Origin of the sequence: Streptomyces sp. NPDC051913, assembly GCF_044593635.1 — a bacterium.
Classification (GTDB): Bacteria; Actinomycetota; Actinomycetes; order Streptomycetales; family Streptomycetaceae; genus Streptomyces.
Genome location: NZ_JBIUCI010000028.1, coordinates 77,495 through 100,215 on the forward strand (window position 1 = coordinate 77,495; position 22,721 = coordinate 100,215).

General features: G+C 71.9%; 21 protein-coding genes. 13 read left to right on the top strand and 8 right to left on the bottom strand.

Annotated elements, in window-relative coordinates; genetic code table 11:
* The first annotated feature begins 17 nt into the window (after positions 1 to 17).
* Entirely contained in the window at positions 18 to 1,052 is a 1,035-nt protein-coding gene (locus ACIHIX_RS44860) for an RICIN domain-containing protein (RefSeq protein ID WP_399966419.1), read from the top strand.
* Positions 1,053 to 1,263: 211 nt separating this feature from the next.
* Here ACIHIX_RS44860 and ACIHIX_RS44865 read toward each other — a convergent pair whose 3' ends face one another.
* The gene (locus ACIHIX_RS44865; RefSeq protein ID WP_399966421.1) at positions 1,264 to 2,586 is read right to left on the bottom strand and encodes a hypothetical protein; all 1,323 of its coding nucleotides are present in this window, start codon (positions 2,584 to 2,586) and stop codon (positions 1,264 to 1,266) included.
* Between the two features lie 196 nt (positions 2,587 to 2,782).
* Between ACIHIX_RS44865 and ACIHIX_RS44870 the strand changes: the two genes are divergently transcribed.
* Positions 2,783 to 3,538 (top strand): dienelactone hydrolase family protein, encoded by a 756-nt coding sequence (locus ACIHIX_RS44870; RefSeq protein ID WP_399966422.1) that lies wholly within the window; start codon positions 2,783 to 2,785, stop codon positions 3,536 to 3,538.
* Between the two features lie 112 nt (positions 3,539 to 3,650).
* On the opposite strand, the gene ACIHIX_RS44875 is transcribed toward ACIHIX_RS44870, so the two are convergent.
* A complete protein-coding gene (locus ACIHIX_RS44875; protein WP_399966423.1) occupies positions 3,651 to 4,079 on the bottom strand; it encodes a hypothetical protein in 429 nt (142 codons plus the stop codon).
* 153 nt (positions 4,080 to 4,232) lie between these two features.
* Between ACIHIX_RS44875 and ACIHIX_RS44880 the strand changes: the two genes are divergently transcribed.
* The gene (locus ACIHIX_RS44880; protein WP_399966424.1) at positions 4,233 to 4,772 is read left to right on the top strand and encodes a CGNR zinc finger domain-containing protein; all 540 of its coding nucleotides are present in this window, start codon (positions 4,233 to 4,235) and stop codon (positions 4,770 to 4,772) included.
* Positions 4,773 to 4,835: 63 nt separating this feature from the next.
* Here ACIHIX_RS44880 and ACIHIX_RS44885 read toward each other — a convergent pair whose 3' ends face one another.
* From ACIHIX_RS44885 to ACIHIX_RS44900, 4 genes are all read right to left on the bottom strand, one after another.
* Complete coding sequence (locus ACIHIX_RS44885; RefSeq protein WP_331729068.1) at positions 4,836 to 5,309, bottom strand: DNA starvation/stationary phase protection protein; 474 nt, start codon at positions 5,307 to 5,309, stop codon at positions 4,836 to 4,838.
* A 67-nt stretch (positions 5,310 to 5,376) separates the two neighbouring features.
* Positions 5,377 to 5,826, bottom strand: a complete 450-nt coding sequence (locus ACIHIX_RS44890) for a GAF domain-containing protein (RefSeq protein ID WP_399966426.1) — start codon at positions 5,824 to 5,826, stop codon at positions 5,377 to 5,379.
* On the bottom strand, positions 5,816 to 6,295 hold the full coding sequence (locus ACIHIX_RS44895) for an acyl-CoA thioesterase (RefSeq protein ID WP_399966427.1): 480 nt from the start codon (positions 6,293 to 6,295) through the stop codon (positions 5,816 to 5,818). The genes ACIHIX_RS44890 and ACIHIX_RS44895 overlap by 11 nt, the downstream gene beginning before the upstream one ends.
* A gap of 69 nt (positions 6,296 to 6,364) precedes the next feature.
* Positions 6,365 to 7,951: a GMC family oxidoreductase gene (locus tag ACIHIX_RS44900; RefSeq protein WP_399966428.1), complete on the bottom strand. Its 1,587-nt coding sequence runs from the start codon at positions 7,949 to 7,951 to the stop codon at positions 6,365 to 6,367.
* A 110-nt stretch (positions 7,952 to 8,061) separates the two neighbouring features.
* Between ACIHIX_RS44900 and ACIHIX_RS44905 the strand changes: the two genes are divergently transcribed.
* Positions 8,062 to 8,829 (top strand): TetR/AcrR family transcriptional regulator, encoded by a 768-nt coding sequence (locus ACIHIX_RS44905; RefSeq protein ID WP_399966429.1) that lies wholly within the window; start codon positions 8,062 to 8,064, stop codon positions 8,827 to 8,829.
* On the opposite strand, the gene ACIHIX_RS44910 is transcribed toward ACIHIX_RS44905, so the two are convergent.
* Complete coding sequence (locus tag ACIHIX_RS44910; protein WP_399966430.1) at positions 8,821 to 11,607, bottom strand: ATP-binding protein; 2,787 nt, start codon at positions 11,605 to 11,607, stop codon at positions 8,821 to 8,823. The two genes, ACIHIX_RS44905 and ACIHIX_RS44910, sit on opposite strands and share 9 nt — an antisense overlap.
* A 186-nt stretch (positions 11,608 to 11,793) precedes the next feature.
* Here ACIHIX_RS44910 and ACIHIX_RS44915 point away from each other — a divergent pair, with 186 nt between their 5' ends.
* From ACIHIX_RS44915 to ACIHIX_RS44950, 8 genes are all read left to right on the top strand, one after another.
* A complete protein-coding gene (locus ACIHIX_RS44915; protein WP_399966431.1) occupies positions 11,794 to 13,062 on the top strand; it encodes a cytochrome P450 in 1,269 nt (422 codons plus the stop codon).
* Positions 13,063 to 13,279: 217 nt separating this feature from the next.
* Complete coding sequence (locus ACIHIX_RS44920; RefSeq protein WP_399966433.1) at positions 13,280 to 13,474, top strand: hypothetical protein; 195 nt, start codon at positions 13,280 to 13,282, stop codon at positions 13,472 to 13,474.
* A 201-nt stretch (positions 13,475 to 13,675) separates the two neighbouring features.
* Positions 13,676 to 15,418, top strand: a complete 1,743-nt coding sequence (gene poxB, locus ACIHIX_RS44925) for a ubiquinone-dependent pyruvate dehydrogenase (protein ID WP_399966434.1) — start codon at positions 13,676 to 13,678, stop codon at positions 15,416 to 15,418.
* 84 nt (positions 15,419 to 15,502) lie between these two features.
* Complete coding sequence (locus ACIHIX_RS44930) at positions 15,503 to 15,958, top strand: MarR family winged helix-turn-helix transcriptional regulator (RefSeq protein ID WP_399966435.1); 456 nt, start codon at positions 15,503 to 15,505, stop codon at positions 15,956 to 15,958.
* A gap of 14 nt (positions 15,959 to 15,972) precedes the next feature.
* Positions 15,973 to 17,673, top strand: coding sequence for an MDR family MFS transporter (locus ACIHIX_RS44935; protein ID WP_399966437.1), 1,701 nt, complete (start codon positions 15,973 to 15,975; stop codon positions 17,671 to 17,673).
* 347 nt (positions 17,674 to 18,020) lie between these two features.
* Positions 18,021 to 18,404 (top strand): response regulator, encoded by a 384-nt coding sequence (locus tag ACIHIX_RS44940; RefSeq protein WP_399966438.1) that lies wholly within the window; start codon positions 18,021 to 18,023, stop codon positions 18,402 to 18,404.
* 130 nt (positions 18,405 to 18,534) lie between these two features.
* A complete protein-coding gene (locus ACIHIX_RS44945) occupies positions 18,535 to 19,515 on the top strand; it encodes a PAS domain-containing protein (protein ID WP_399966439.1) in 981 nt (326 codons plus the stop codon).
* 143 nt (positions 19,516 to 19,658) lie between these two features.
* Complete coding sequence (locus ACIHIX_RS44950) at positions 19,659 to 21,062, top strand: FAD-binding oxidoreductase (RefSeq protein ID WP_399966441.1); 1,404 nt, start codon at positions 19,659 to 19,661, stop codon at positions 21,060 to 21,062.
* Positions 21,063 to 21,274: 212 nt separating this feature from the next.
* On the opposite strand, the gene ACIHIX_RS44955 is transcribed toward ACIHIX_RS44950, so the two are convergent.
* Complete coding sequence (locus tag ACIHIX_RS44955) at positions 21,275 to 21,520, bottom strand: ketopantoate reductase family protein (protein WP_399966465.1); 246 nt, start codon at positions 21,518 to 21,520, stop codon at positions 21,275 to 21,277.
* Positions 21,521 to 21,920: 400 nt separating this feature from the next.
* On the opposite strand from ACIHIX_RS44955, the gene ACIHIX_RS44960 reads away from it, so the two are divergent.
* Positions 21,921 to 22,721 (top strand): GNAT family N-acetyltransferase, encoded by an 801-nt coding sequence (locus tag ACIHIX_RS44960; RefSeq protein ID WP_399966442.1) that lies wholly within the window; start codon positions 21,921 to 21,923, stop codon positions 22,719 to 22,721.

The following is a 22,721-nucleotide window of genomic DNA, read 5'->3' on the forward strand; positions in this document are numbered from 1 at the left end:
CATCCGGAGAGAGTTACATGACGACATCCTCCTCATCCGACGGGCCCCAGCCGCCGGGGCCGCCGTCGCCCTCGGCCGGCGAGGAGCCCCTGCCGCCGACCGGTGGGACCAGGTCCGACGAAGAGACGCCGCTGGTGCGTCTCTCCGCCGGTACCTCGACGCCCGGCGGCCGGTCCTTCGCGGCCGACTTCGCCCGCCGCCACTACTTCTCCGGCGCCCGGCTGCTCAAGCCGGGCCGCCGGGTGGCGATCGCGCTGGCCGGGGTGACCGGTCTGGCGGTCGTGGGCACCGGCGTGGTCGCCGGGATCGCGCGGCTCGGCGGCGACGACACCGCGCAGGCCGCCGCCACGGTCCAGGCCACCGACAAGACGCCTGGCCCGGCGAAGGACCACCCTTCCGCGGACTCCGCTCACCCCTCCAAGCACCCGTCGAGCAAGCCCAAGGGGCACTCCTCGGCCAAGAAGGACGGCTCGTCGGCGCAGGACGCCGGTTCCGGGCTGCCGGTGGAGGCCGCCCCGCCGGCCACCGGGAGCGGTGGTGGCGGAGGCGGTGGTGGCGGCACCGCACAGGGCAGCGGCACCGGGAGCGGCACGACGGATTCGGGCACCCAGTCGACGTCGAAGCCGCCAAAGACGACCACCACGTCCAGCGGCTTCACCGGCAAGCTCCTGTTCAACTTCGCCTCCAGCCGCTGCCTGTCCACCCAGGGCGGGTCACGCGCGGCCGGCACCCAGACGGTCCTCGCCGACTGCGACAGCAAGGACCCGTCGCAGGGCTGGACGTTCCCCGCCGACGGCACCATCCGCGATTTCGGCGGCACGATGTGCCTCGACGTCTCCGGTCTCGGCAACGGCGCCCTGGTACGGCTCGCGAACTGCTCCTCCTCGCGCGCCACGAACCAGCGGCTCGTCCTCAAGGGCTCCTACGACATCGTCGTCAACGCCAATCCTGATCTGTGCGTGGACGCCAAGGACAAGAGCACCGCGGCCGGAACCGTCCTTCAGCTGTGGAGCTGCGCCGGCACCACCAACCAGAAGTGGCGTACGGCCTGACACCTCGCAGGGCCATGGCGTCCTGGGCCGAGGGCTAGGTCGTGTCCGTAAAGTCCCGTCGTCCGCCCGGAGGGCGGGCCGGGCGGCGTCAGGTGCGTGCTCTCGGCGTGCCGGGCACGAACCCGCGTACTGGTTGTACGTGGGTTTGTGCCCGGTGCGGCGAGAGTGCGTGCATGGCGGCTCCCGGCAGGCGGGACTTTGCGGACACGACCTAGGACGCCATGGAGAACCGGTGCCGGGCGGAGAAGTCGAGCAGTCGCTCCTGGTCCCGGGGCCCGAGGTCGCCGTACGCGTGGACCACGACCCGTTCCAGGAGGTCGGGCTCCAGTCGGCCGAGCAGGGTGTCCAGAGCGGGCCACAGACAGTCGGCGAGCGGCCTGCCGGGCACCCCTAGGTCGACCGCGACGGTCTCCGGGGCGGGGGGACGGAGCAGGGTGAGGAGGGGCGGCTCGACGTCGCGCGGGCCGAGCCACAGACCGGCGGGGGTCACGACGGCCGTGCAGTCCGGGGACTGCGTGCAATCCGCGGGCGCCTGCCACTCGGTCACCCGCGGCGCCCTGACTCCCTCTGCCTTCTCGGGAGAACACACCACGGTGCGGGCGAAGGGACGCCACGACGGCCGGCCGCGGGAGTCGGTCATCCACAGCTCCACCGCCGCGTCGCCCGCCGAGGCGCCTGCCGGAGCGGTGCTGTCCCGAGTGGTGCCGGCCGGGGCCACCGGGGCGCCCACGGCCACGTGGACGTCGCGGTCCAGCAGATCCGCCAGTTCCTCCCCGAGCCGCAGCAGCGGCCGCCCGTCCAGCGACAGCAACCGAAGTGCCCCGCGCACGGGTTCGGGCAGCGCCGCCATGACCACGGCGAGGACGGCGGCGGGCACCTGAGCGGAGGCGAGGATCAGCTGCGGCCGGTCGTGCTCCGGTGGGATCGTGTGCGGGCGGGTGTGGGCGGTGACGGGCGCCGGGCCAGCGGGCCGGACGGCGAGACCGGCCGGAACGGGCTCGACCACATGACCGGCCACCGTCTGCCGGCCCAGTCGCCGCACGGCCAACTCCCAGTCCGGCAGCGGCAGCTGGCTGCTCACCCGCCGGGCGTCCGTACCGGGGGAGAAGTGCCACCAGCCGCCGGAGGCGCCCGGCAGGTCGGGGGAGAAGAGGGTGCCGTCGGCGGTGACGAGCGCGGTGCCGGCCGCCGCCAGCACGTCCAGCCCCCACCGTTCGCAGATCAGCGCCGCCGCCGAGGGCTGTCCCCCGCTCGCAAGGGCGCCCCCGGACATCACCAGCGTCAGCAGCCGCACCTGCGCGTCCCGGACCGAGTCCAGACTCGGCGTCAACCACGCGCACAGGGCCTCGGCGCCGTCCTCGTGCAGCGGCGCGCCGACCACCACGACGGCCTCGCCCGGGCGGGCGGGGGAGAGCCGACCGGCGAGCTCGGTGAGCCAGTGCGGCGGCCGTTTCCCGTGGTGGACGAGGTGAACGTGGTCGCCGGCCCGCGAGACCGTCGGAGTCGACGTGATGTCAGGGGCGTGTTCGGTCACCGTATTGCTCCCGCGGGGACGACGGCCGTATGTGAGCGGGCCGGACTCGACCGCCGGCCGCACATGTGACATGACGCATGTGAGTCTACGCGCAATGCACACGTGTCCAAATTGTCGCCCTCATCGGGAATCGGAACCGGAACACAGGTGTTTGCGACGTGTGAGTGAATCGCCAGTAGCCCAGAGAGGCCCACCTATGAACGCCGTGACCGGAACCTTCGTGGACGTCCCCACCGCCGACGGCATCGCCGACGCCTATGTCACACACCCCGACGACGGGCGGGCCCACCCGGGTGTGCTCCTGTACCAGGACGCGTTCGGGGTGCGCCCGCATCTGACGGCCATGGCCGACCGGCTGGCGGCCGCCGGCCACACCGTGCTCGTCCCGAACGTCTTCTACCGGCACGGGCGTATCCCGGTCGTGGAGCTGCCCGAGTTCATCGACATGGAGGCCCGGCCGGACATCGTGGGCAAGGTCGTGCCGCTGATGGAGGCGCTCACCCCGGAGCTGACGGAACGTGACGCCGAGGCTTACCTGGGGTGGTTCGCACAGTCGCCGCTGGTCACGGACGGGCCGGTGGGCATCACCGGGTACTGCATGGGCGCGAGGCTCGCGCTCTACACCGCGGGCACCCACCCGGACCGGGTCGCCGCGGCGGCCGGATTCCACGGCGGCTGGCTGGCGAGCGAGGCACCCGACAGCCCTCATCTGCTGGCCGACCGGATCACCGCCGAGCTGTACTTCGCGCACGCCGACGAGGACCCCTCGATGCCCGAGGACCAGGTCCGCAGGCTGGAGAAGGCGCTCGCCGACGCGGGCATCAGGCACCGGTGCGAGGTCTACGCGGGCGCGCACCACGGTTACACCCAGTCCGACACGGCCGCCTACAACCCGGAGGCGGCGGAACGGCACTGGACGGAGCTGCTGGCGCTCTTCGACCGCGCCCTCTGAGCACGCCCGGTGGGCGCCGGTCGGACAAGACCGGCGTCGGCCGGGGCGGAGCAGCAGGTGTCTTCAACCGACTACTTCACCACCCACCTGACCAAGTGACCGACGACAGCCGTCACTTCGCCTGGAGAGGCCCCGCGAAGGACTTGCGCAGGGACCCGGGGGCGGCGAGCGGCAGCAGGGCCGCGAGCATCTTGCCCTTGACCGTGCTGGGCTGCCGCGTCAGCTCGACGTCGACCCGGGTGCCCTCGCCCTCCGGGGTCATCCGGAAGACCCAGCCGCCGCCGGCGCCGAAGAGCTTGGAGTCGAGCGTGGTGATGGTGACCGTGTCCCCGGCGGGCTCCCACTCGTAGCGGGCCCGCTCCCAGGCCGCGGCGGTCCCTTCGGTGACCTCGGCCCAGGTGTCGCCGAGGTCGTGCACCTCGAAGTGTGCGGCGTCGATCGTGGGCCAGGCCTCCGCCCGGGCGGGGCTGAAGTCGGTCAGCACCTGGAGCACGTCCTTCGGGGCGAGCCGGGAGACGAGGTGGAAGCGTACGACGGTCATGGCGTGTCCTCACTGAGAAGCGGGCCGGGAAGGATGCCGACCGAGAAGTAACCGTTCTGGCCGGTGACGAGAGGTTCCCAAAGGCATGCGTCACCTGTCAAGATGGTTACTCTCGAATCCGAAACGTAGCCAGGTCCCAGCCAGGAGGGTCACGTGAGACATGTGTTTCCGTGCGGGACGCCCGCGCTCGACTTCGTGGGCACCCTGCAGGAGCGACGGACGCCGGCCCCCATCGAGCGGATCGGCTCGCCCGCACTCCTCGACGCCTGGTTCGTCGAGGCCGGGCTGCTCGACCGGCGGCCCGGATCGGACCGGTCCGACCTGCGCGCGGCACTGCAACTGCGGGAAGCGATCTACGTGCTGCTCAGGGCCAGGCTCACCGGCCGCCCACGGCCCGTCTGGGCGGTCATCGCGGTGAACCGGCAGGCCGCAGGGGTCCCGGTCGTGATGCGCCTGGACGCCGCGGGGACGAGCCGTTCCGGGAAGGCCGGCCAAGCCCTCACCGAACTCGCCCGCGAGGCCGTCGAGATCCTCGCCGGAACGGACGCCGCGCTGCTGCGCGAGTGCGCGCGCCTCGACTGCACCCACGTCTACCTCGACCGCTCCCGGGGCCGCCGCCGGGAGTGGTGTGCGATGCGGTCCTGCGGAAACCGCGTCAAGGCGGCAGCCCTGCGGGCACGCCGCCGGACCTGACACACGTACGACGGGGACGGCCCCGTCGTACGGAACCGTCCCCGCGAGCCTCAGGCGGCGGCCTCAACCCCGGTTCTCGGCCTGGAACATCCAGCTCTGCTTCTCCAGGTCGGCGGTCAGGCCGATCAGCAGGTCCTGCGTCACGGCGTCCGCCGGACCGGTCGCCTCGATGCGCTCCCGCACCCGCCCGATCACGGCGGAGAACGCCTCGACCAGGGCCTCCACCGCGTCCACGTCCTTCGTCCAGCCCGCCGCGAACCCGGGCAGTCCGCTGGTGGCGGCGATGGTGCCGGCCCGTCCGTCCGGGCTGACGCCGAGCGCGGCGGCACGTTCGGCCACCGTGTCGGCGTACTCGCGCGCGGTGGTGACCACCTCGTCGAGCTGGAGATGGATGGAGCGGAAGCGCGGCCCGTACAGGTTCCAGTGCGCCTGCTTGGCCACCAGGGACAGGTCGAGCAGGTCCACCAGGGTGGCCTGGAGCGCGTGGCCCGCGATCTCGCGTTCCTTGTCCGGCAGGGGGCTGTTGATGACCGTCATGGGTGTGCGGTTCCTTTCCTGAGGGTCGCTCATGCCCTCAGTCTGGAAGCCGCCGTCAGGCCTGGGATCAGTCGTTTGACTGTCGGGGCCGTGGCACGAGAACCCCCGCGGTGGGCAGCGACTCCGCATCGGCTTCGAGCTTCGCCAACTCGCCCTCGGTCAGCTCGTGTTCGTCCAGCCAGGCGAGGCCGACGACGGCACGGACCGCGCCGTCCGCGCCGCGCACGGGCAGCGCGAGGGCGGCCTTGCCGTCCACGGCCCTGGCTCCCGGCTTGACCGCCCCGCTGTCGTCGTCCTTGAGATTGCAGGTCTGAACCGGCCGGTCCCGCTCCCAGGCGAGGCCCGCCATGCCCTTGCCGAGCAGGATCCGCGCGGTGATCTCCTGGACCTTCAGTGGGATGTTGTGCGCGGCCGCGATGTGCAGCAGGTTGTCCCGCACGACGTGAACCGTCCCGGCGACGGCCCCGTGGCGGTCGAGCAGATCGCGCAGCCAGACGTTCGTCGACTCATCGAGCATGGTGGTCCTCGTCTTCCGGCAGGCCGAGGGTGCGGGCGATCTCCGGGACCTGCCCGGACCACGGGGTGGGCCTCATGGTGGCGCTGTCGAGGCGGACGACCGTACGGCTGCCGTGGGCGTAGGTCACCTTCCCGTCGGCCGAACACACTCGGTAACCCGCGGTGGCCGAAGTGGTGCCCAGGCGCCGCATCCACAGGTGTACGGCGTACTCGCCGATCTCCGCGACGGGGCGGTCGTAGGTGATGTCGAAGGTCTTGGCGACGTTGAAGCCGTCCCCTTCGAGCCCGCTCGTGCCACCGACGCCCTTGCCCCGCCAGAACCACCCCCACGCCCGCTCGACCAGCACCTGGTAGTGCCCGTTGTGCAGCAGGCCCATCGAGTCCAGGTCGTCGAAGTGGACGACCACGGGCAGCAGAACGCCGACATCGGTGCCCGGTGTGTCGGCGGTGGTGGGGGAGGTGGCGGTCATCGTTGCTCCTAGGGTCGCGTCATCCGCCCGCAGGCTGATACGTGTGCACACGTATCAATGAGGATAGCTTCAGGCGTCGTCGCGGACGAACTCCGCGGCGCGCTCCGCGATGGCGTACACGGTCGCGTTGGTGTTGTTGGACGGGATCGACGGGATGACGGAGCCGTCCGCCACACGCAGCCCCTCCAGCCCGCGGACCCGCAGCGCGGAGTCCACGACCGACACCTCGTCCTCGCCGAGCGCGCAGGTGCCGACGGGGTGGCAGTAGGACGCCACGGAGGTACGGGCGTACCAGGCGAGTGCCTCGGCGTCGGTGACCTCCGGGCCCGGGGCGACCTCCTCGGCACCCCAGGGGACCAGCGCGGCGGACCGGGCGATCGCGCGCGCCGTCTCGATCCCGGCCAGCGCGACGCGGACGTCCCGTTCGTCGGCGTAGTAGCCCGGATCGAGCACCGGCCGCGCGTACGGGTCGGCGGAGGTGATCCGCACGGTGCCCCGGCTGTAGGGCCGGAGCGGCGAGACCCCGATGCTGAAGCCGTTCTCCACGGGGGCCACCGGGTTGGGGAACGGGACGTCGACGAAGATGAGTTGCAGGTCGGGACCGTCGAGTTCGGGTGTGCTGCGCAGCAGACCGATGATCTCGCCGTGATTGCCGCGCGGCTCGGGCACCGTACGGCGGGCGCTGTGCACGAGGCTGACGCGCGGGTGGTCGTGCAGGTTGCGGCCCACGCCGGGCAGCTCGTGGAAGAGCTCCACACCGGCCTTGCGCAGCTCCCACTCGGGGCCGATGCCCGAGCGCAGCAGCAGATGGGCGGAGCCGATGGTGCCGGCGGTCAGGACGACCTCGCGTGCGGCTCGCACGGTGAGGACACGGCCGCCGACCCCGAACTCGACGCCCGTGCAGCGCTGTCCGTCGAAGAGCAGCCGGTGGGCCGTCGCCCCGGTGACGACGTCGAGGTTGCGGCGTCCGAGGGCGGGGGTGAGGTAGGCGTCGGCGGCGCTCTGGCGGCGACCGCCGACGATGTTCAGGTCGACCGGTGCGAAGCCTTCCTCCAGGCCGCCGCTGATGTCGTGGGCCCGGCGCTGACCCGTCTCGATCGCGCCGTCGAGGCAGGCGAGCAGTACCTCGTTGGGCTCGGCCGTCGGGGCGACGGTGAGTGGGCCGTTGGTGCCACGCCCCGGGGCGCCGCTGACGGCGGTCTCGGTGCGCTGGAAGTAGGGCAGGAGGTCGTCGAAGGTCCAGCCCTTGGCGCCGTGGTCGCCCCAGTCGGCGTAGCTGGTGTGGTGGCCGCGGGCGAAGACCATGGCGTTGATCGACGACGAACCCCCGAGTCCCTTGCCGCGCGGGAGAAAGACGCGGGGGCCGCGCTCGTGGAGGACGGAGCCGGAGTGCTGGGGGACAGTGGTGTCGCCCCAGTTGGCCGGCGTCCCGCCCAGGGCGGGCCAGGCCGGCGGGTAGGCCATGAACTCCGGCATGTCTGCCGTGGCGGCGCCGGCCTCCAGGAGCAGGACGCGGACATCGGCGTCCTCGGTGAGCCGGGCGGCGAGGGCACAGCCGGCGGATCCTCCGCCGACGACGATCACGTCGTACACCTGTTCAGCGACGCGCTCCGGGTCGGCGGCGGACGGGGAACTTGCTGAGTGCTGACGGTCCATGGCTACGAGGCTCCCTCGATGTGCATACGTGTGAGTCGACGAACGGCGGCCCGCTATCAAACGTATCACCCGATGAATCAATGATACGTAAGCACTGATATCGTCGATCCATGGGAATGGAGACGGAGACGGAGACACGGGCGGAAACGGAAGACCAAGCCCTGACAGCGCGACGGAGGATCGTCCTGGCCGCAGCCAGGCTGCTGGAGGAGGACGGCCCGGAGGCGGTCTCGACCCGGGCCGTCGCCACCGCCGCCGGCGTACCGGCACCCTCGATCTTCCGGCTCTTCGGTGACAAGGACGGGTTGCTGGAGGAGGTGGCGGACCACGGCTTCAAGCGCTACCTGGAGGTGAAGGCCGAACTGCTCTGCGGCGACGACCCGGTCCAGGTGCTGCGGGACGCGTGGGATCTGCACATCCGCTTCGGGCTCGAACACCCCGGCTACTACGGGCTCGTCTACGGCCGGGTCCGCCCCGGTCATCTGCCGCAGGCCGGACAGCGGGCCGTCGCCGGCCTGCGCGGCATGATCACCCGGGTCGCCGCGGCCGGGCGGTTGCGGATGAGCATCGAGCGCGCCACCGAGGTGATGCACTCCGCCGGTGTGGGCACGATCATCACGCTGCTGAGCCTGCCCGACGACCACCGGGACCTGCGGACCGCCGAGACCGCCCGCGAGATGGTGATCGACACGCTCACCCTTCCGGCGCCGAAGGAGCCCGGCGACGCCGCCCTCGCGAGCCGCGCCATGTCCCTGCGCACCGCGCTCGACCAGGACACGGCCGCACCCCTCAGCCCCGGCGAGCAGACCCTGCTGAGGGAGTGGCTCGACCGGCTGGCGGACGGCGACCGAGGGGTGCGGGGGCGGGCGTCAGCCTGAGTCCCGCTGTCGCAGCGCGTCCCGCAGGGCCACCCGGGAGGCGATGCCGAGCTTGGGGTAGATCTGGTACAGGTGGGCGCCGACCGTGCGGTGGGAGATGAACAGGCGCTCGGCGATCTGCTTGTTGGTGAGCCCGGTCGCCGCGAGCTCCGCGATCTCGCGTTCCTGCGCGGTGAGCACGCCCCCGCTCCGGTCGTCCGGATGCGGTACGACCCGGCCGGCCGCCCGCAGCTCCTTGCGCGCCCGCTCGGCCCAGGCCGCCGAGTCCAGCTGCTGGAACGTCTTCAGCGCGGCCGTCAGTGGACCCTTGGACTCGGACAACGCCCTTGCCCTGCGCAGCCATTCGCCCTGTGCCAACCGCACCCGCGCCAGCGAGAACGGCCACCGTTCCGCGTCCGGCGTGGCCAGCGCGCGGGCGAACAGGCGGGCCGCCTCGACGTCGTCGTCCGCGACGAGCGCCTCCGCGCAGTCGGCCATCATGCCAAGACGCGGGGAGAGCCCCGCGACGTTCGTCTCCCGCAGCGCCCGCACATGCGCGACGGCCGCCGCACGCCGGTCGGTGCGCACGGCGGCCTCGACCACCTCGAAGAACACCCACGACGCGTGAGCGACGTACGGCGGGAAGCTGCCCGCCGGGCTGATGGCGGTGAGCCGGCCGAACGCCGCGTCGAAGTCGCCGTCCGCGATGTCCGCGAGGGCATGTACGTGCAGGGCGCAGTGCACGGCCTCCCGGACACCGCGCGGCGCCGCCCAGTTGGTCATCGCGTCGGCGAGCGCGTGCGCGGTCTCGGTGTCACCCCGGGACGCGGTCACCAGCCCCTTGGTGTACTGGGAGAACCAGGTGCAGACGGCGTACCCGGACCGCTCGCACAGCGTCAGCCCCTCCTCCGACAGCTCCAGGACCTCGGTCCACCTGCCCCTGTGGTAGTCGTCCAGGCACAGATGCAGCAGGGCGCCGATGTGCCGGCGCACCGGACCGCCCTCGCGGCCCTGCCGCACCAGCCGCCACGCCGCCTCCCGCACGGCGGCCAGCCGGTCCGGGTACAGGGCGGCGGTTCCCACCCGTACGACGCGCGCGGGATCGGTCTCCCGCAACGTGCCCTCGATGATCTCGTCCAGCTCCCGCAGCGTCGCCGCGTCGGCGCGCGCGGGGTCGCCCCAGGTACGGGCGGCGACCAGCAGCAGCGGCGGGGGAGCGGGGCGCAGCCGCTTGACCGCCCGGTAGTAGGGCTCCCAAAGCCCCTCGTCGGCCCCGTAGTTGCACAGCAGCAGCAGGAAGTGCAGGGCGTCGACGAGCGCGGGGTCCTCGGCGTCGTAGCCGTGGTCGCCCTCCTCGATGGCGCCGACCAGGAGACGGTGGGCGGTGGCGAGGTCGCCGTCGCTGTTGAGGACGAGCTGCACGGCGGCGTTCGCGGAGTGCAGGGACATGCCCTGCCCCGGATCCGCCCGTGAGGCGTCCGCGAGCAGCTCGGAGGCGCTGCGCAGGGCGCCGATCGCCTCGGCGCCCACATAGGCGGCCTCCGACAGCCGGCGCGCCCGGTCGGCGTTGCGGGGACTGAGGTCGGCGGCCCGGGTCAGAGCGGCGATCGCGGCGACGGCGTCCCCGCGGTCCAGGATGCGCCGCGCGGTGCGCTCCAGGAGGAGGGCCACCTCCTCGTCGGGCTGGAGGGTGGCCTCACCGAGATGCCAGGCACGCTGCTCCGGCCTGTCGGCCGACACCTGGGCCAGGACGCGGTGAGCTGCTCGGCGGGCGCTGCTGGGGGCGGCCTCGACCACGGCGGACATGATCAGCGGATGCCGGAACACCAACCGGCGCGGAGACTCCGCGACCCCGACGAGCCCGTCCTCCTCGGCCGCGTCGAGGGCGCGCAGATCCGCCTCGCCGGTCCATTCCCGCGCGGCCACCGACAGCACACCGAGGTCACCCGTGCCGTCCAGGGTGGCGAGCAGCAACAGGTCGCGGGTCGCGGTCGGCAGGTCCTGGACCCGGGAGACGAACAACGACTGGAGGCGTTCGCTCAGCGGAAGCAGGGCCGGCAGGATCTCCCGGGCCAGGCGCTGGTCGGCGCGTAGCGCGCCGGGCAGTTCGAGCAGGGCCAGCGGATTGCCCTGCGCGGCCTCCAGCAACCGTCGCCGCACCGGGAGCGCCAGCTCGGGGAAGCGCTGGTCGACGAGGCGGGCGGCGGAGTCCTCGTCCAGGGCGCGCAGTTCGTACGAGGTGAGGCCGCCGCCGTCGAAGAAGCTGCCGACGCCGGTGCGGGAGGCGGCGAGGAAGCCGATGCGCTCGCCGGAGAGCCGGCGGGCGACGAAGCCGAAGACGGCGGCGCTGGCCCGGTCCACCCAGGGCAGATCGTCCACGATCAGCAGGACGGGGTCCGCCTCGGCCGCCGACCGCACCAGTGCCAGCGCCGCGTTGCACACGACCAGCCGCTTGGGAGGCGGCCCCGCGCCGAAACCCAGGGCGACGCTGATGGCCTCCCGGCCGGCGGGGTCGAGCCTGTCGAGGGCGGGGTACAGCGGCAGCAGGATCTGGTTCAGCGCCGAGTAGCTGACGTCCGCCTCGAACTCGGCGCCCGCCGCCCGCAGCACACGTGTGCCGCTCTCGGTGGCCGCCCGGGCCACGGCGTCCAGCAGCGCGGACTTGCCGACACCGGGGTCACCGGACAGCAGCAGGGCCCCGGCGGCGGGTTGCTCGAACACACCGAGGATGTGACGCAGGTCGCGTTCCCGTCCCAGCAGCCGGTCGATGGCACTGACCTGCGCCGCGGCAGTGAACACGGGCCACACATCCCTTCATCGGTGCCCACCCATTGTAGGAGTGCGCCGGGTCGACACCGTGTGCCGTGCCCGCGCGGGGAGCACCGGCATGCGAACGATGCATATGTGAACCTTCCGCCCGATCGGCCTCGTGTCCTGCACGACGGCCATTGCACCCGGCAGGGCGTCCGGAGCGAGGGATCAGGGATGGATACGCAGCAACAGACCCGATCGGACGGGGAACCGTACGAGCCGCACGGTCCGGGCGATCCGCACGAGCTGGTGGTCATGGGCCCGGAGTTCAAGGCGGACGCTCCCCGGCGCTTCGCACGACTGCGGGCCAAGGGGCCGATCCACCGGGCGCAGTTCTTCCCCGGCCTCACCGGCTGGATCGTCGTCGACTACGACCTCGCCCGTGCGGCGCTGACCCATCCGGCGCTGCTGAAGGACCCGGAGCCGGCCGCGGCCATGCTGGAGGCGGTGGGGTTCCTCGGGCACAAGCGCGGTACCGGGTTCGGCGGGCAGATGCTGGAGGCGGACCCGCCCGAGCACACCCGGCTGCGCCGACTGGTGTCCGGCGTCTTCTCGCCCAAGCGGTCCGCGGCGATGGAACCGCGCATCACCCAGATCGCGAACGAGCTCATCGACGCCATGCCGTCCTCCGGTGAGCTGGACCTCGTACCGTCCTTCACGGCGCCGCTGCCGGTCACGGTGATCGCCGAACTGCTCGGCATCCCGGAGTCCGACCGGCAGGACTTCCGCCGCTGGACGGCCCTCGCCTTCCAGGTGGGCCACCCCGAGTACGCCACCGCGGTGGCGAGCCTGCACGGCTTCCTGCGCCAACTCGTCCAGGACAAGCGCCGCGCCCCTGGCGACGATCTGCTGTCTGCGCTCGTCGCCGTCCGCGACCAGGACGACGGCCGCCTCTCCGAGGACGAACTGGCCGGCACGGCGGCCCTGCTCGTCATCGCCGGCCACGAGACCACCGTCAACCTGCTGGGCAACTCCGTGCTGGCCCTGCTCCGACACCCCGACCAGCTGCGGCTGCTGCGCGACGACCCGCGTCTGCTGCCCGACGCGATCGAGGAGTTCCTGCGCTACGACACCTCCGTCGAGCGCACCACGAACCGGTACGCGGCGCAGGACCTGGAACTCGGCGGGGTGCACATCCCCCGGGGCGGCATCGTCGCGGTGGCGCTCGGGTCCGCGAACCGTGCGGCCCCGCTGCCCGGCGGTGGCGACCCCGACGCGCTCGACATCACCCGCCCCGCCGCCCGCCATCTCGCCTTCGGCCACGGCATCCACCACTGCCTGGGCGCCCCGCTGGCCCGCCTGGAGGCCCGCGTCGCCCTGCACACCCTGCTCACCCGCGTCCCGCACCTGGAACTGGCGGTGCCCGCAGAGTCACTGGACTGGTTCCCGGCCGGCATGGTGCGGGGCGTGCTGTCGCTGCCGGTGCGCTACCGCCTGGGGTGAGTCGGAATCCGCGGAAGACGCCGTCCTTCCCGGCCCGCCGACAGGACGGCCAGCAGCGGCATCTCCGCCCCCGCCGGCAGGTCGTCATGACGTGTGACCGTGTGGGTCACACCGGGAGTGTTTCGTCACCGGCTTGACAGGTGACGCACTGCGGGCGCAAGCTGACAGTGGTCCCGGCCGACGGGCCCGTTCACGATCGACGAAGTGGAGGCTGGCCATGAGCCAGGAAGCCACCATGGACACCGCCGCGGCGGTCCGGCACGCACGCTTCGGCAAGCTGCCCGAGCGCATCCGGTACGAGGACATGACGGAAGAGGTGCAGTCCGCGCCGCACGGCGGGGCCAACCCCTCGCCCGACGAGACGGCCGCGTACCGCACCTTCTCGTGCCTCGCCCTCGACCTGGGGCTCTAGACCCCGTCGCCGTCAGGAGCCCGCCCCCTGTGCGAAAGGGTGCGGGCTTCCGGCGTCAATCCGGCAATTCCGGCAGTCGGACGACCCAGCGGCCCTCGCCACCCGCACCCCGCCCACGCAGTCATTCGACGGATGTGTGCGCAATGCACGTTCCCGAACACTGATCGGGAACACACTCACACCCGACGAAAGGCACCCCGCATGCCCACCTTCGCCGACCACGTCATCGCCTCCCTCAAGGCCTCCGGCGTACACCGCCTCTACGGCCTGCCCGGCGACTCGCTCAACGGCCTGACGGACGCCATACGCCGGGACGACGACGTCGACTGGGTGCATGTGCGGCACGAGGAGAGCGCGGCCCTCGCGGCGGCGGCCGAGGCAGGGCTGACCGGGGAGCTCGGAGTGTGCGTCGGTAGCTGCGGCCCCGGCAACCTGCACCTCATCAACGGCCTCTTCGACGCCCAGCGCAGCCGCGTCCCGGTCCTCGCCATCGCCGCCCAGATCCCCGGCAGCGAGATCGGCTCCGGCTACTTCCAGGAGACCCGCCCGCAGGAGCTGTTCGCCGAGTGCAGCGTCTACGCCGAGGTCGTCACCAGCCCCGAGAACGGGCCGCGCATCCTGGCGACGGCGATGCGCGCGGCCGTGGAACGCAGGGGAGTGGCGGTCGTGGTCGTACCCGGTGAGAACTTCCTCGCCAAGACCGGCCGCGACCTCGCCCCCACCGTCGTACGACCGGCCCGGACCGTCGTCCGCCCCGACGACGAGGCACTCGCCGAGGCCGCCGAACTCCTCAACGCCGCCCAGCGGGTCACGATCCTCGCGGGCGCCGGAGCGGCCGGCGCGCACGACGACCTGGTCCGGCTCGCCGAGATCCTCAAGGCCCCGGTCGTGCACGCGCTGCGCGGCAAGGAGTACGTCGAGTACGACAACCCGTACGACGTCGGCATGACCGGCCTGCTCGGCTTCGCCTCCGGCTACAAGGCGATCGAGGAGGCCGACACCCTGCTCATGCTGGGCACCGACTTCCCCTACCGGCAGTTCTATCCGCAGGGCGCCAAGGTGATCCAGCTCGACCTGCGCGGCGAGCAGATCGGCCGCCGTACGCACGTCGACCTGCCCCTGGTCGGCAGCGTCCGGGACGCCCTGCCCGCGCTGCTGCCCCTGCTGTCCGTCAAGACGGCGGAGCCCGCCCGCGACCACCTCGACCGGGCACGCGCCCACTACGCCCGCACCCGCAAGTCGCTGGACGCGCTCGCTGTCAACGACCGCGAACGCACCCCGATCCACCCGCAGTTCGTGGCCCGGACCATCGACCGGCTCGCGGACGAGGACGCGGTGTTCACCGTCGACGTCGGCTCCCCGGTGGTGTGGGCGGCCCGCTATCTGACCTTCAACGGACGCCGACGACTCATCGGCTCCTTCAACCACGGCACGATGGCCAACGCCCTGCCGCACGCGGTCGGCGCGCAGGCGGCGTACCCGGGTCGTCAGGTCGTCTCGCTGTCCGGCGACGGCGGGCTCACCATGCTGCTCGGCGAGCTGTTCACCCTGCGGCAGAACCGCCTCCCCGCCAAGATCGTCGTCTTCAACAACGGGTCGCTCAATTTCGTCGAGCTGGAGATGAAGGCAGCCGGCATCGTCAACTACGCGACCGAGCTGGACAATCCGCAGCTCGCCGAGGTCGCCGCCGCGATCGGGCTGTGGGCCCGCCGGGTCGAGCGGCCGGGCGACCTGGAGGGCGCGCTGAAGGAGGCCTTCGCTCACCAGGGCCCGGCGCTGGTCGAGGTCATGACGGCACGCCAGGAACTGTCCGTGCCGCCCGCGGTCTCGTTGGAGCAGGCCAAGGGTTTCACCCTCTACGCGATCCGCACGGTCCTCTCCGGCCGCGGCGAGGAACTGCTCGACCTGGTGACCACCAACGTGGCCCGCCGCGTCCTGCGCTGACGGACATTCGATCCGGGCTGCCGAGCAACCCCCATCAAACAGTTGCCTCAAGCAATGAAATAGCGAACGCAACAGGAGACACATGTGGCCGAGAAAGCGCACTACGAGGAGCTGACACGCCAGCTGAGCGCCGTCGGTGCCGTACGGCGACAGCTGGACCGGAGCCTTCCCGGCGGCTGCTCCAGCGGCACCGCCGTGGTGCTCGCGCTGCTCGACCGCGACGGCGACCTGCGCATCGGCAGGCTCGCGGAACTGCTCGCCGTCGACATGTCCGTCACCAGCCGCCACGTGGCCCACCTGGCCGAGCGGGGCTGGATCGACCGCAGCCCCGACCCCGCCGACCGGCGCTCGCGCATCCTGCGCCTGACCCCCGAGGGGCGCGACCGGCTGGCCGAACTGTCCGACCGCGCCGCCGAGTTGCTCGCCCTGCGGCTGAGCGAATGGAGCGACGAGGACATCGACCGGCTGACGTCGCTGCTGTCCCGGCTCAGGGCGAGCTTCGACGACGTGCCCACCCGTACCCCCGCAGTCACCTGGTAAGGACGAGACACCTCATGACCACCACCCCCAGGACCGGCGTACCAGCCGGCCGCACACACCCGGCGGACGACGCCGTACCGATGACCCATCCGCAGATCATGCGGGCGCTGTCGGGGTTGCTGCTCGGCCTGTTCGCCGCCATCCTGTCCTCGACCGTCGTCACCAACGCGCTGCCCAGGATCATCGGCGACCTCGGCGGCGGCCAGAGCGCCTACACCTGGGTCGTCACCTCGTCCCTGCTCGCGGTCACCGCCTCCACGCCCCTATGGGGCAAACTCGCGGACCAGTTCAGCAAGAAGATCCTGGTTCAGTCGGCGCTCATCATCTACGCCGTGGGGTCGCTCGTCGCCGGTCTCGCGCCGAACCCCGCCACACTGATCACCGCACGGGTCATCCAGGGCCTGGGCGGCGGCGGACTGTCCGCGCTCTCCCAGGTCGTCCTGGCGGCGATGATCTCCCCGCGCGAGCGCGGCCGCTACTCCGGCTACCTGGGCGCGACCTTCGCCGTCGCCACCGTCGGCGGCCCGCTCCTCGGCGGCGTCATCACCGACACCAGCTGGCTCGGCTGGCGGTGGTGCCTGTTCGTCGGCATCCCCTTCGCGATCGTCGCCCTGGTCGTGCTCCAGCGGACACTGAACCTTCCGGTGGCCAAGCGACAGGTCAAGGTCGACTGGACCGGCGCGTTCTTCGTCACCGCGGCCGTCTGCACCCTGCTGATCTGGGTCACCTTCGCCGACGACAAGTACGCCTGGCTGTCCTGGCAGACCTGCACGCTGGTCGGCGCCTCGCTCGTGCTCGGACTGGTCTTCCTGTACGTCGAGACGAAGGCGAGCGAACCGATCATCCCGCTGCGCCTGTTCCGCAACCGCACCATCACCCTCGCCTCGCTCGCCTCGCTGTTCTCCGGCGTCGCCCTCTTCGCGGGCACTGTGTTCTTCAGCCAGTACTTCCAACTCGCCCGCGGCGACTCCCCGACCAAGTCCGGCCTCATGACGATCCCGTTCATCGCCGGCCTGTTCATCGCCTCCACGGTCTCCGGCCGGATCATCACCCGCACCGGACGGTGGAAAGGCTGGCTGCTCGCGGGCGGCGTACTGCTGACGGCCGGCCTCACGCTGCTGGGCATGCTCCGCTACGACACCTCATACGTGTTCATCGCCCTGTGCATGGCACTGATGGGCCTCGGCGTCGGCATGACCCTCCAGAACCTCGTGCTGTGCACCCAGAACCAGGTGTCCCCGGACGACCTGGGCGCCGCCTCCTCCACGGTGACCTTCTTCCGCTCCCTCGGCGGCGCGGTCGGCGTCTCGGTGCTCGGCTCCGTCCTCACCACCCGCATCGCCCACTACGCCCGCGAGACCATCACCCAACTCGCCCCGCAGGACCGGGCGACCGCCGCGCAGACCTCCGGCGGGGGCCAATTGCCCGACCTCGCCCTGCTCCCCACCCCGGTCCGCACCTGGCTGGAGGGCGCCTACGGCCACGCCATCGGCGACATCTTCATGTACGTCGCCCCGATCGCCCTGCTCTCCTTCCTGGTGACCCTCTTCATCAAGGAGGTCCCACTGCGCGCCTCCAGCGCCCTGACCCAGGCGGCAGCACAGGCAAGGACCGCACCGGACACACCGACTCCACCGCTGCCCGACACACCGGCTCCGGCACCGTCCGCCGCCGAGACACCCGCTGAACATCAGGTCCCCGAACCAGGGGCCTAGGTGTATTGACCCGCAAGGTTGTTGACGCGGCTGATGGGCGGGTGTCCGCCGGAGCGCTGGACGACCCAGGCGTCGCGCAGGGCCCCACCGTCGGCCCGGTGGCCGCGCAGTACGTCGGCGTCGGATGCCCCCTGGGGCGGCGGGACCGTGCTGGGGCACCAGCGAGCCGCAGATCACCGCGAGCCACACCCCGACCCCGTCGATCACCGGGCCCGACGTCTGCCGCCGCCGCGGATGGGGTTGCCCCACGGGCGCCGCGAGCGCGGGACCGACCTTGCCTGCGCATTACACAAAGCGTAGGGCTCCCCCTATGGCCTGGTGGTGAGGGGGTTCGGCATGCTGAAGGCATGTCCATCAACATCGTCGTCGTCGACGACGACCCTGGGTTCCGCCGCATCGCCACGACGCTGCTGACGGCACGTGGCCTGCATGTCGTGGCGGAGTTTCAGGACGGCGCCTCGGCGCTGGCCGCGGTGCGCACGCACCGCCCCGACGGACTGCTGCTCGATCTGCACCTGCCCGACACCGACGGACTGACCGTGGCACGCCGGCTGACCCAGGAGACACCGCAGAGCGACCGGCCACGAATCGTGCTGACCTCCACCGACCAGTCGTTCTGGTCACCCGAGGAACTCCAGCACGCGGGCATCGAGTCCTTCGTCCCCAAGGACAAACTCTTCGACGCCGACCTCCGCGGCCTGTTCACCCCCACCACACCCCCGGTGGCATGACGACGGTGGAGCAATGGCTCCACGAGCCGAGTCAAATGACGTATGCGTGGCCGAGATTCGCCTGTCAGAGTCGTCCCAGCGGTGGGGTGCGGCGGGCGAGCCGCCGGACCGGGGGGAAGGAACCTGTGCGATGGCGTCGATCGCCGACGATTGGAGAAGCGTCTTTGACGTCGTACGGCAGCCTGTGTGGGCCGTGGACGCCACGCACACCGTGCGCTACGCGAACCCGGCGGCGGCCGAAGCGCTCGGACACGGTGGCCCTTCTGAACTGCTGGGTTACGACGGCCGCCTCGGGCCCGTCCCGGACCACGCCAGCCGTGGCGAGGGCGCACTCACCCGGTCCGACGGCACCCTCCTGCCGGTGGAATGGACCCGGCTGCCCCTGCCCCCGGCGTCCGGCGACGCGGCCCTGACCCTGTACCTCTTCCAGCCACTCGCCGAACGGACTCCCCGCGACCGCACGCCCCAGCCCCCCGGCGCACCGCTCCGGCTCCTCGCCCACCGGCAGGCCGCACGAGAGCGCCAGTACGCCGGGGCCCTCCAGTACGACGTCCAGGAACGCCTGGTCAGAGCCCTGCTCGGGCTGAACATGGCCCGGCAGGAACTGGGCACCACATCGTCCCCGGGGGCGGAGCTACTGCACGACGCGGTACGCGACACCGAGGAGGCCCTGGCCGGCGTCCGGAAGGTCACCGACGCCCTGTCTCCCGGCGCCCTGCGCGCCGGCGGGCTGCCCGCAGCACTCGCCGCTCTCGCCCGCCGCCACCCGGGACGGGTGACGGTCTCAGGCACCCTGACCGGACGGCTGCCCCAACTGATCGAGACACACGGATACCTCCTCGCCGCCGAAGCCGTCGAACGCGCCCTGGACCACGCCGACGCCGACCACGTCCAGGTGACCACCGACCACGGCCCCGAACTGGTGATCACCGTCACGGACAACGGAACGGAACCCGTGACGGCCACCGACCTCGCGATCCTGTCCGCCCTCACCGAACGCGCCACAAGCCTCGACGGCACCCTGACCGCGCGACACACACCCGGCACCGGAACCACACTCACCGCGAGCATCCCCCTCCGACCGACCCAGGGTGTGAACACATCCATGTGAACGGCGAAGGGCGTCCGACTCGTTTCAGTCACGTCAGGTTTCGACGCCCGTCGCCTGTCGCAGGTCCCCGCGCCGCTCTGCGCGGGCGCGCCACGGGATGTCGCGGGTGTGTCAGTGAGGTGGCGATCAAGATGAGTGCGGATATGTCTGGTGCGACGGGCGTGCGGCTGAGCCCGCAGGACGTGGAGGCGCTGCGGCACGAGGTCACGGGCCCGGTGCTGGAGCCGGGAGCGGACGGCTACGAGGCGGAGTGCGCCACGTTCAACCTGCTCTGCCCCCTGCGCCCGCTCGTCGTGGTCGGCGCGAGCAGCGAGCGGGACGTCGTGACGGCGGTCCGGTTCGCCGCCCGGCACGGCCTGCCGGTCGCGATGAAGACCGCCGCCCACCAGGTGGTCTCCCCGGCGGCGGACGGGCTGCTCATCACGACCCAGCGGATGAAGGGCATCTCCGTCGACGCGCAGAGCGGCACCGTCAGCGTCGAGGCCGGTGTGCGCTGGAGCGAGGTGCTGCCGCGCGCGGCGGCGGAGGGGCTGGCCCCGGTCGTCGGTTCGGCGCCCGAGGTCGGCGTCGTCGGCTACACCCTCGGCGGCGGCCAGAGCCCGCTGCTGGGCCGCAAGTACGGCTACGCCGCCGACCATGTACGCCGACTGAACGTCGTCACCGCCGACGGCGAGCTGCGCCGGGTGACCCCGCACAGCGAACCCGACCTGTACTGGGCGCTGCTGGGTGGCAAGGGCAACTTCGGCGTCGTCACGGAGATCGAGTTCGACGCGTTCCCGGTCTCCCGCTTCTACGGCGGCGGCATCTACTTCGCGGGTGAGCACCTGGACCGGGTGCTGGACGCCTGGCGCGCCTGGCTGCCCACGGTGGATGAGGACATGACCTCCTCGCTCGCCATCCAGCGGCTGCCCGACCTCCCCGGTCTGCCTGAGCCACTGCGCGGCGCCTTCGTGCTCCACCTGCGGATCGCCTACCTCGGTACGGCGGCCGACGGGGACCGGCTCATCGAACCGCTGCGGGAATCCGCGCCCGCCCTCCTCGACCTGGTGGGGGAGAAGCCGTTCACCGCGATCGGGGAGATTCACCTCGACCCGGTCGACCCGATGCCGTACTACGACCGCAGCCTCAGCCTGGAGGAGTTCTCCGAGAAGACGGCGCAGACGCTGGTGGACCTGACCGGCCCCGAGTCGGGATGCACCCTGGTGAGCATCGAGATACGGGCGCTCGGCGGAGCCTTCGACCAGGAACCGGAGTTCCCCAACTCGGTGCCCAGCCGCGGACTTCCGTACGTCGTCTTCGGCTTCGCGGTGGGCGGTCCGGACCAGGCGGATGAGCTGCGCGCCGAACTGGCGCGGGTTTTCGACGGGCTGGTCCCCTGGGCGGCCGGTCGGAACCTGGTGAACTTCCTCTCGCCGGACGAGGCCACCGACACCGAGGGCGTGCGCGAACTGTACGGGGCGGAACGGTACGAACGGCTGGCCGCGCTGAAGACGGCGTACGACCCGGCCAACGTCTTCCGCTTCAACTACAACATCGCACCGGCCTGATCAGCCCGAGGCACGTGAGCCGCGGCGCCCTGCCGCGGCTCACGGGCCCGATGCGGCTCACGACGCCGCTAGGCCGTGTCTTTCGGATCATCCCGGGGCCGCGGGGCTTGGCACGCACATCTGCCGCGTTGTCGTCGGTCGCCGACGCTCCGCGTCGACTCCCTCCTCCGCCTTGCAGCTGCACGCACCAAGCCCCGCTCACCGGCACCGGTTCAGCACCGTCGCTCCGAGTCGGGCTGATCCGAAAGACACGGCCTAGATGCGCGTCCGCGAGATCTCGGCGTACCGGACCACCGCACCACCTGGGTCTCGCGCATCAGACCCTCGGCGAGTTCAAGGATCATGCCGTCGCCCATCACCTCCATCCGGCGCAGGGTGAGGCCCGTCAGCGGGTTCACCGCGGCGTTGAGCATCAGCTTGCGCCACGCGGCCGTGACCAGGTCCTGCTGCGGGCGGATGTCCGTCCCGCTGCCCTGGAAACAGTCGGACCAGCCGGTCCGCGTCGGGCCCCGTGGGGACGTCGATGACGGAGGTGTGCTCGTCGCACAGCGCCGCGAGCCGGCGGGCCGTACCGGCCGTGTCGAAGGACTTCACCGCCCGCAGCACCCAGTGTGCCTCGCCGCGTGAACCAAACGCGTCCCCGTATCCGTGTGCAGAGCGGCAGGTTCCCGCCGTCGGCCGGGGCGGGGACAGGGCGGCCGTACCGAGTGGTGCGCATCCGGGCGGCCGGCCACCGGGCTCTCCCGCCCGACCTCGCTGTGGGGGCGGGGAAGGGAAGGGAGCCCGGGACTGCCGTCCCCCGCCGATCGTTGGACCGACGGGGGACCTTCACATACCCGACAAGGTGAGGAAGTTGCGATGACGGATCTCGCGGCCGCGGTCGAATCGGTGGCTCAGCTGTCCACGGTTTGGCGCGCCATGGTGCTCGACCGGGACGAGGGGGCGGACGTGCGCGACCTGCCGGGCCTCGCCGTCCGCTGGGCCGACTGCCGTTTCGCCTTCTGGAACGCGATCACCCTCAACGAGGCGGGAGTGGGCCAGGCGCTCCTGGAGAACCGCCTGGCCCAGGCCGCGGACATCATGCGCTCGAAGCAACGGCCGGGCTTCCTGTGGCTGTTCGAGGACCTGCTCGCCGACGACGCCCGCGCCGTCCTCGACGAGGCGGCACAGCGCGCGGGCCTCGTCCACGCCTTCCCCGGCACCGGCATGGCCGGCGACCTGTTGCCCCTCCCGGAGCCCCACCACCCCGACCTCACCTTCGAGCGGGTCACCACCGACGAACACCTCACGGCCTACGCCGACATCAACTCCCGCGCCTACGGCTTCGACCTGGCGGACGGCCGCGACGGGATCGCCGGGTCGGACCTGTGGAAGCGGGGCGTGTACGCCTACCTGGCGCTGCGGGACGGCGCCCCGGTCGCCTGTGCCGCGACCGTCGAGGCCGAGGGCCGCCTGTTCGTCATCCTCGTCGCCACCGAGCCGGACCACCAACGCCACGGCTACGGCGAGGCGGTGACCCGCAAGGCGCTGCACGAGGGCGCCCGCGCCACCGGCCTGACCCGGGCCACCCTGCACGCGACCGTCGCAGGCGCGCCCGTCTACCCGAGGATCGGCTTCCAGCCGAACTCTCCGATGCGCTTCTACACCCCGGCGAGCTGA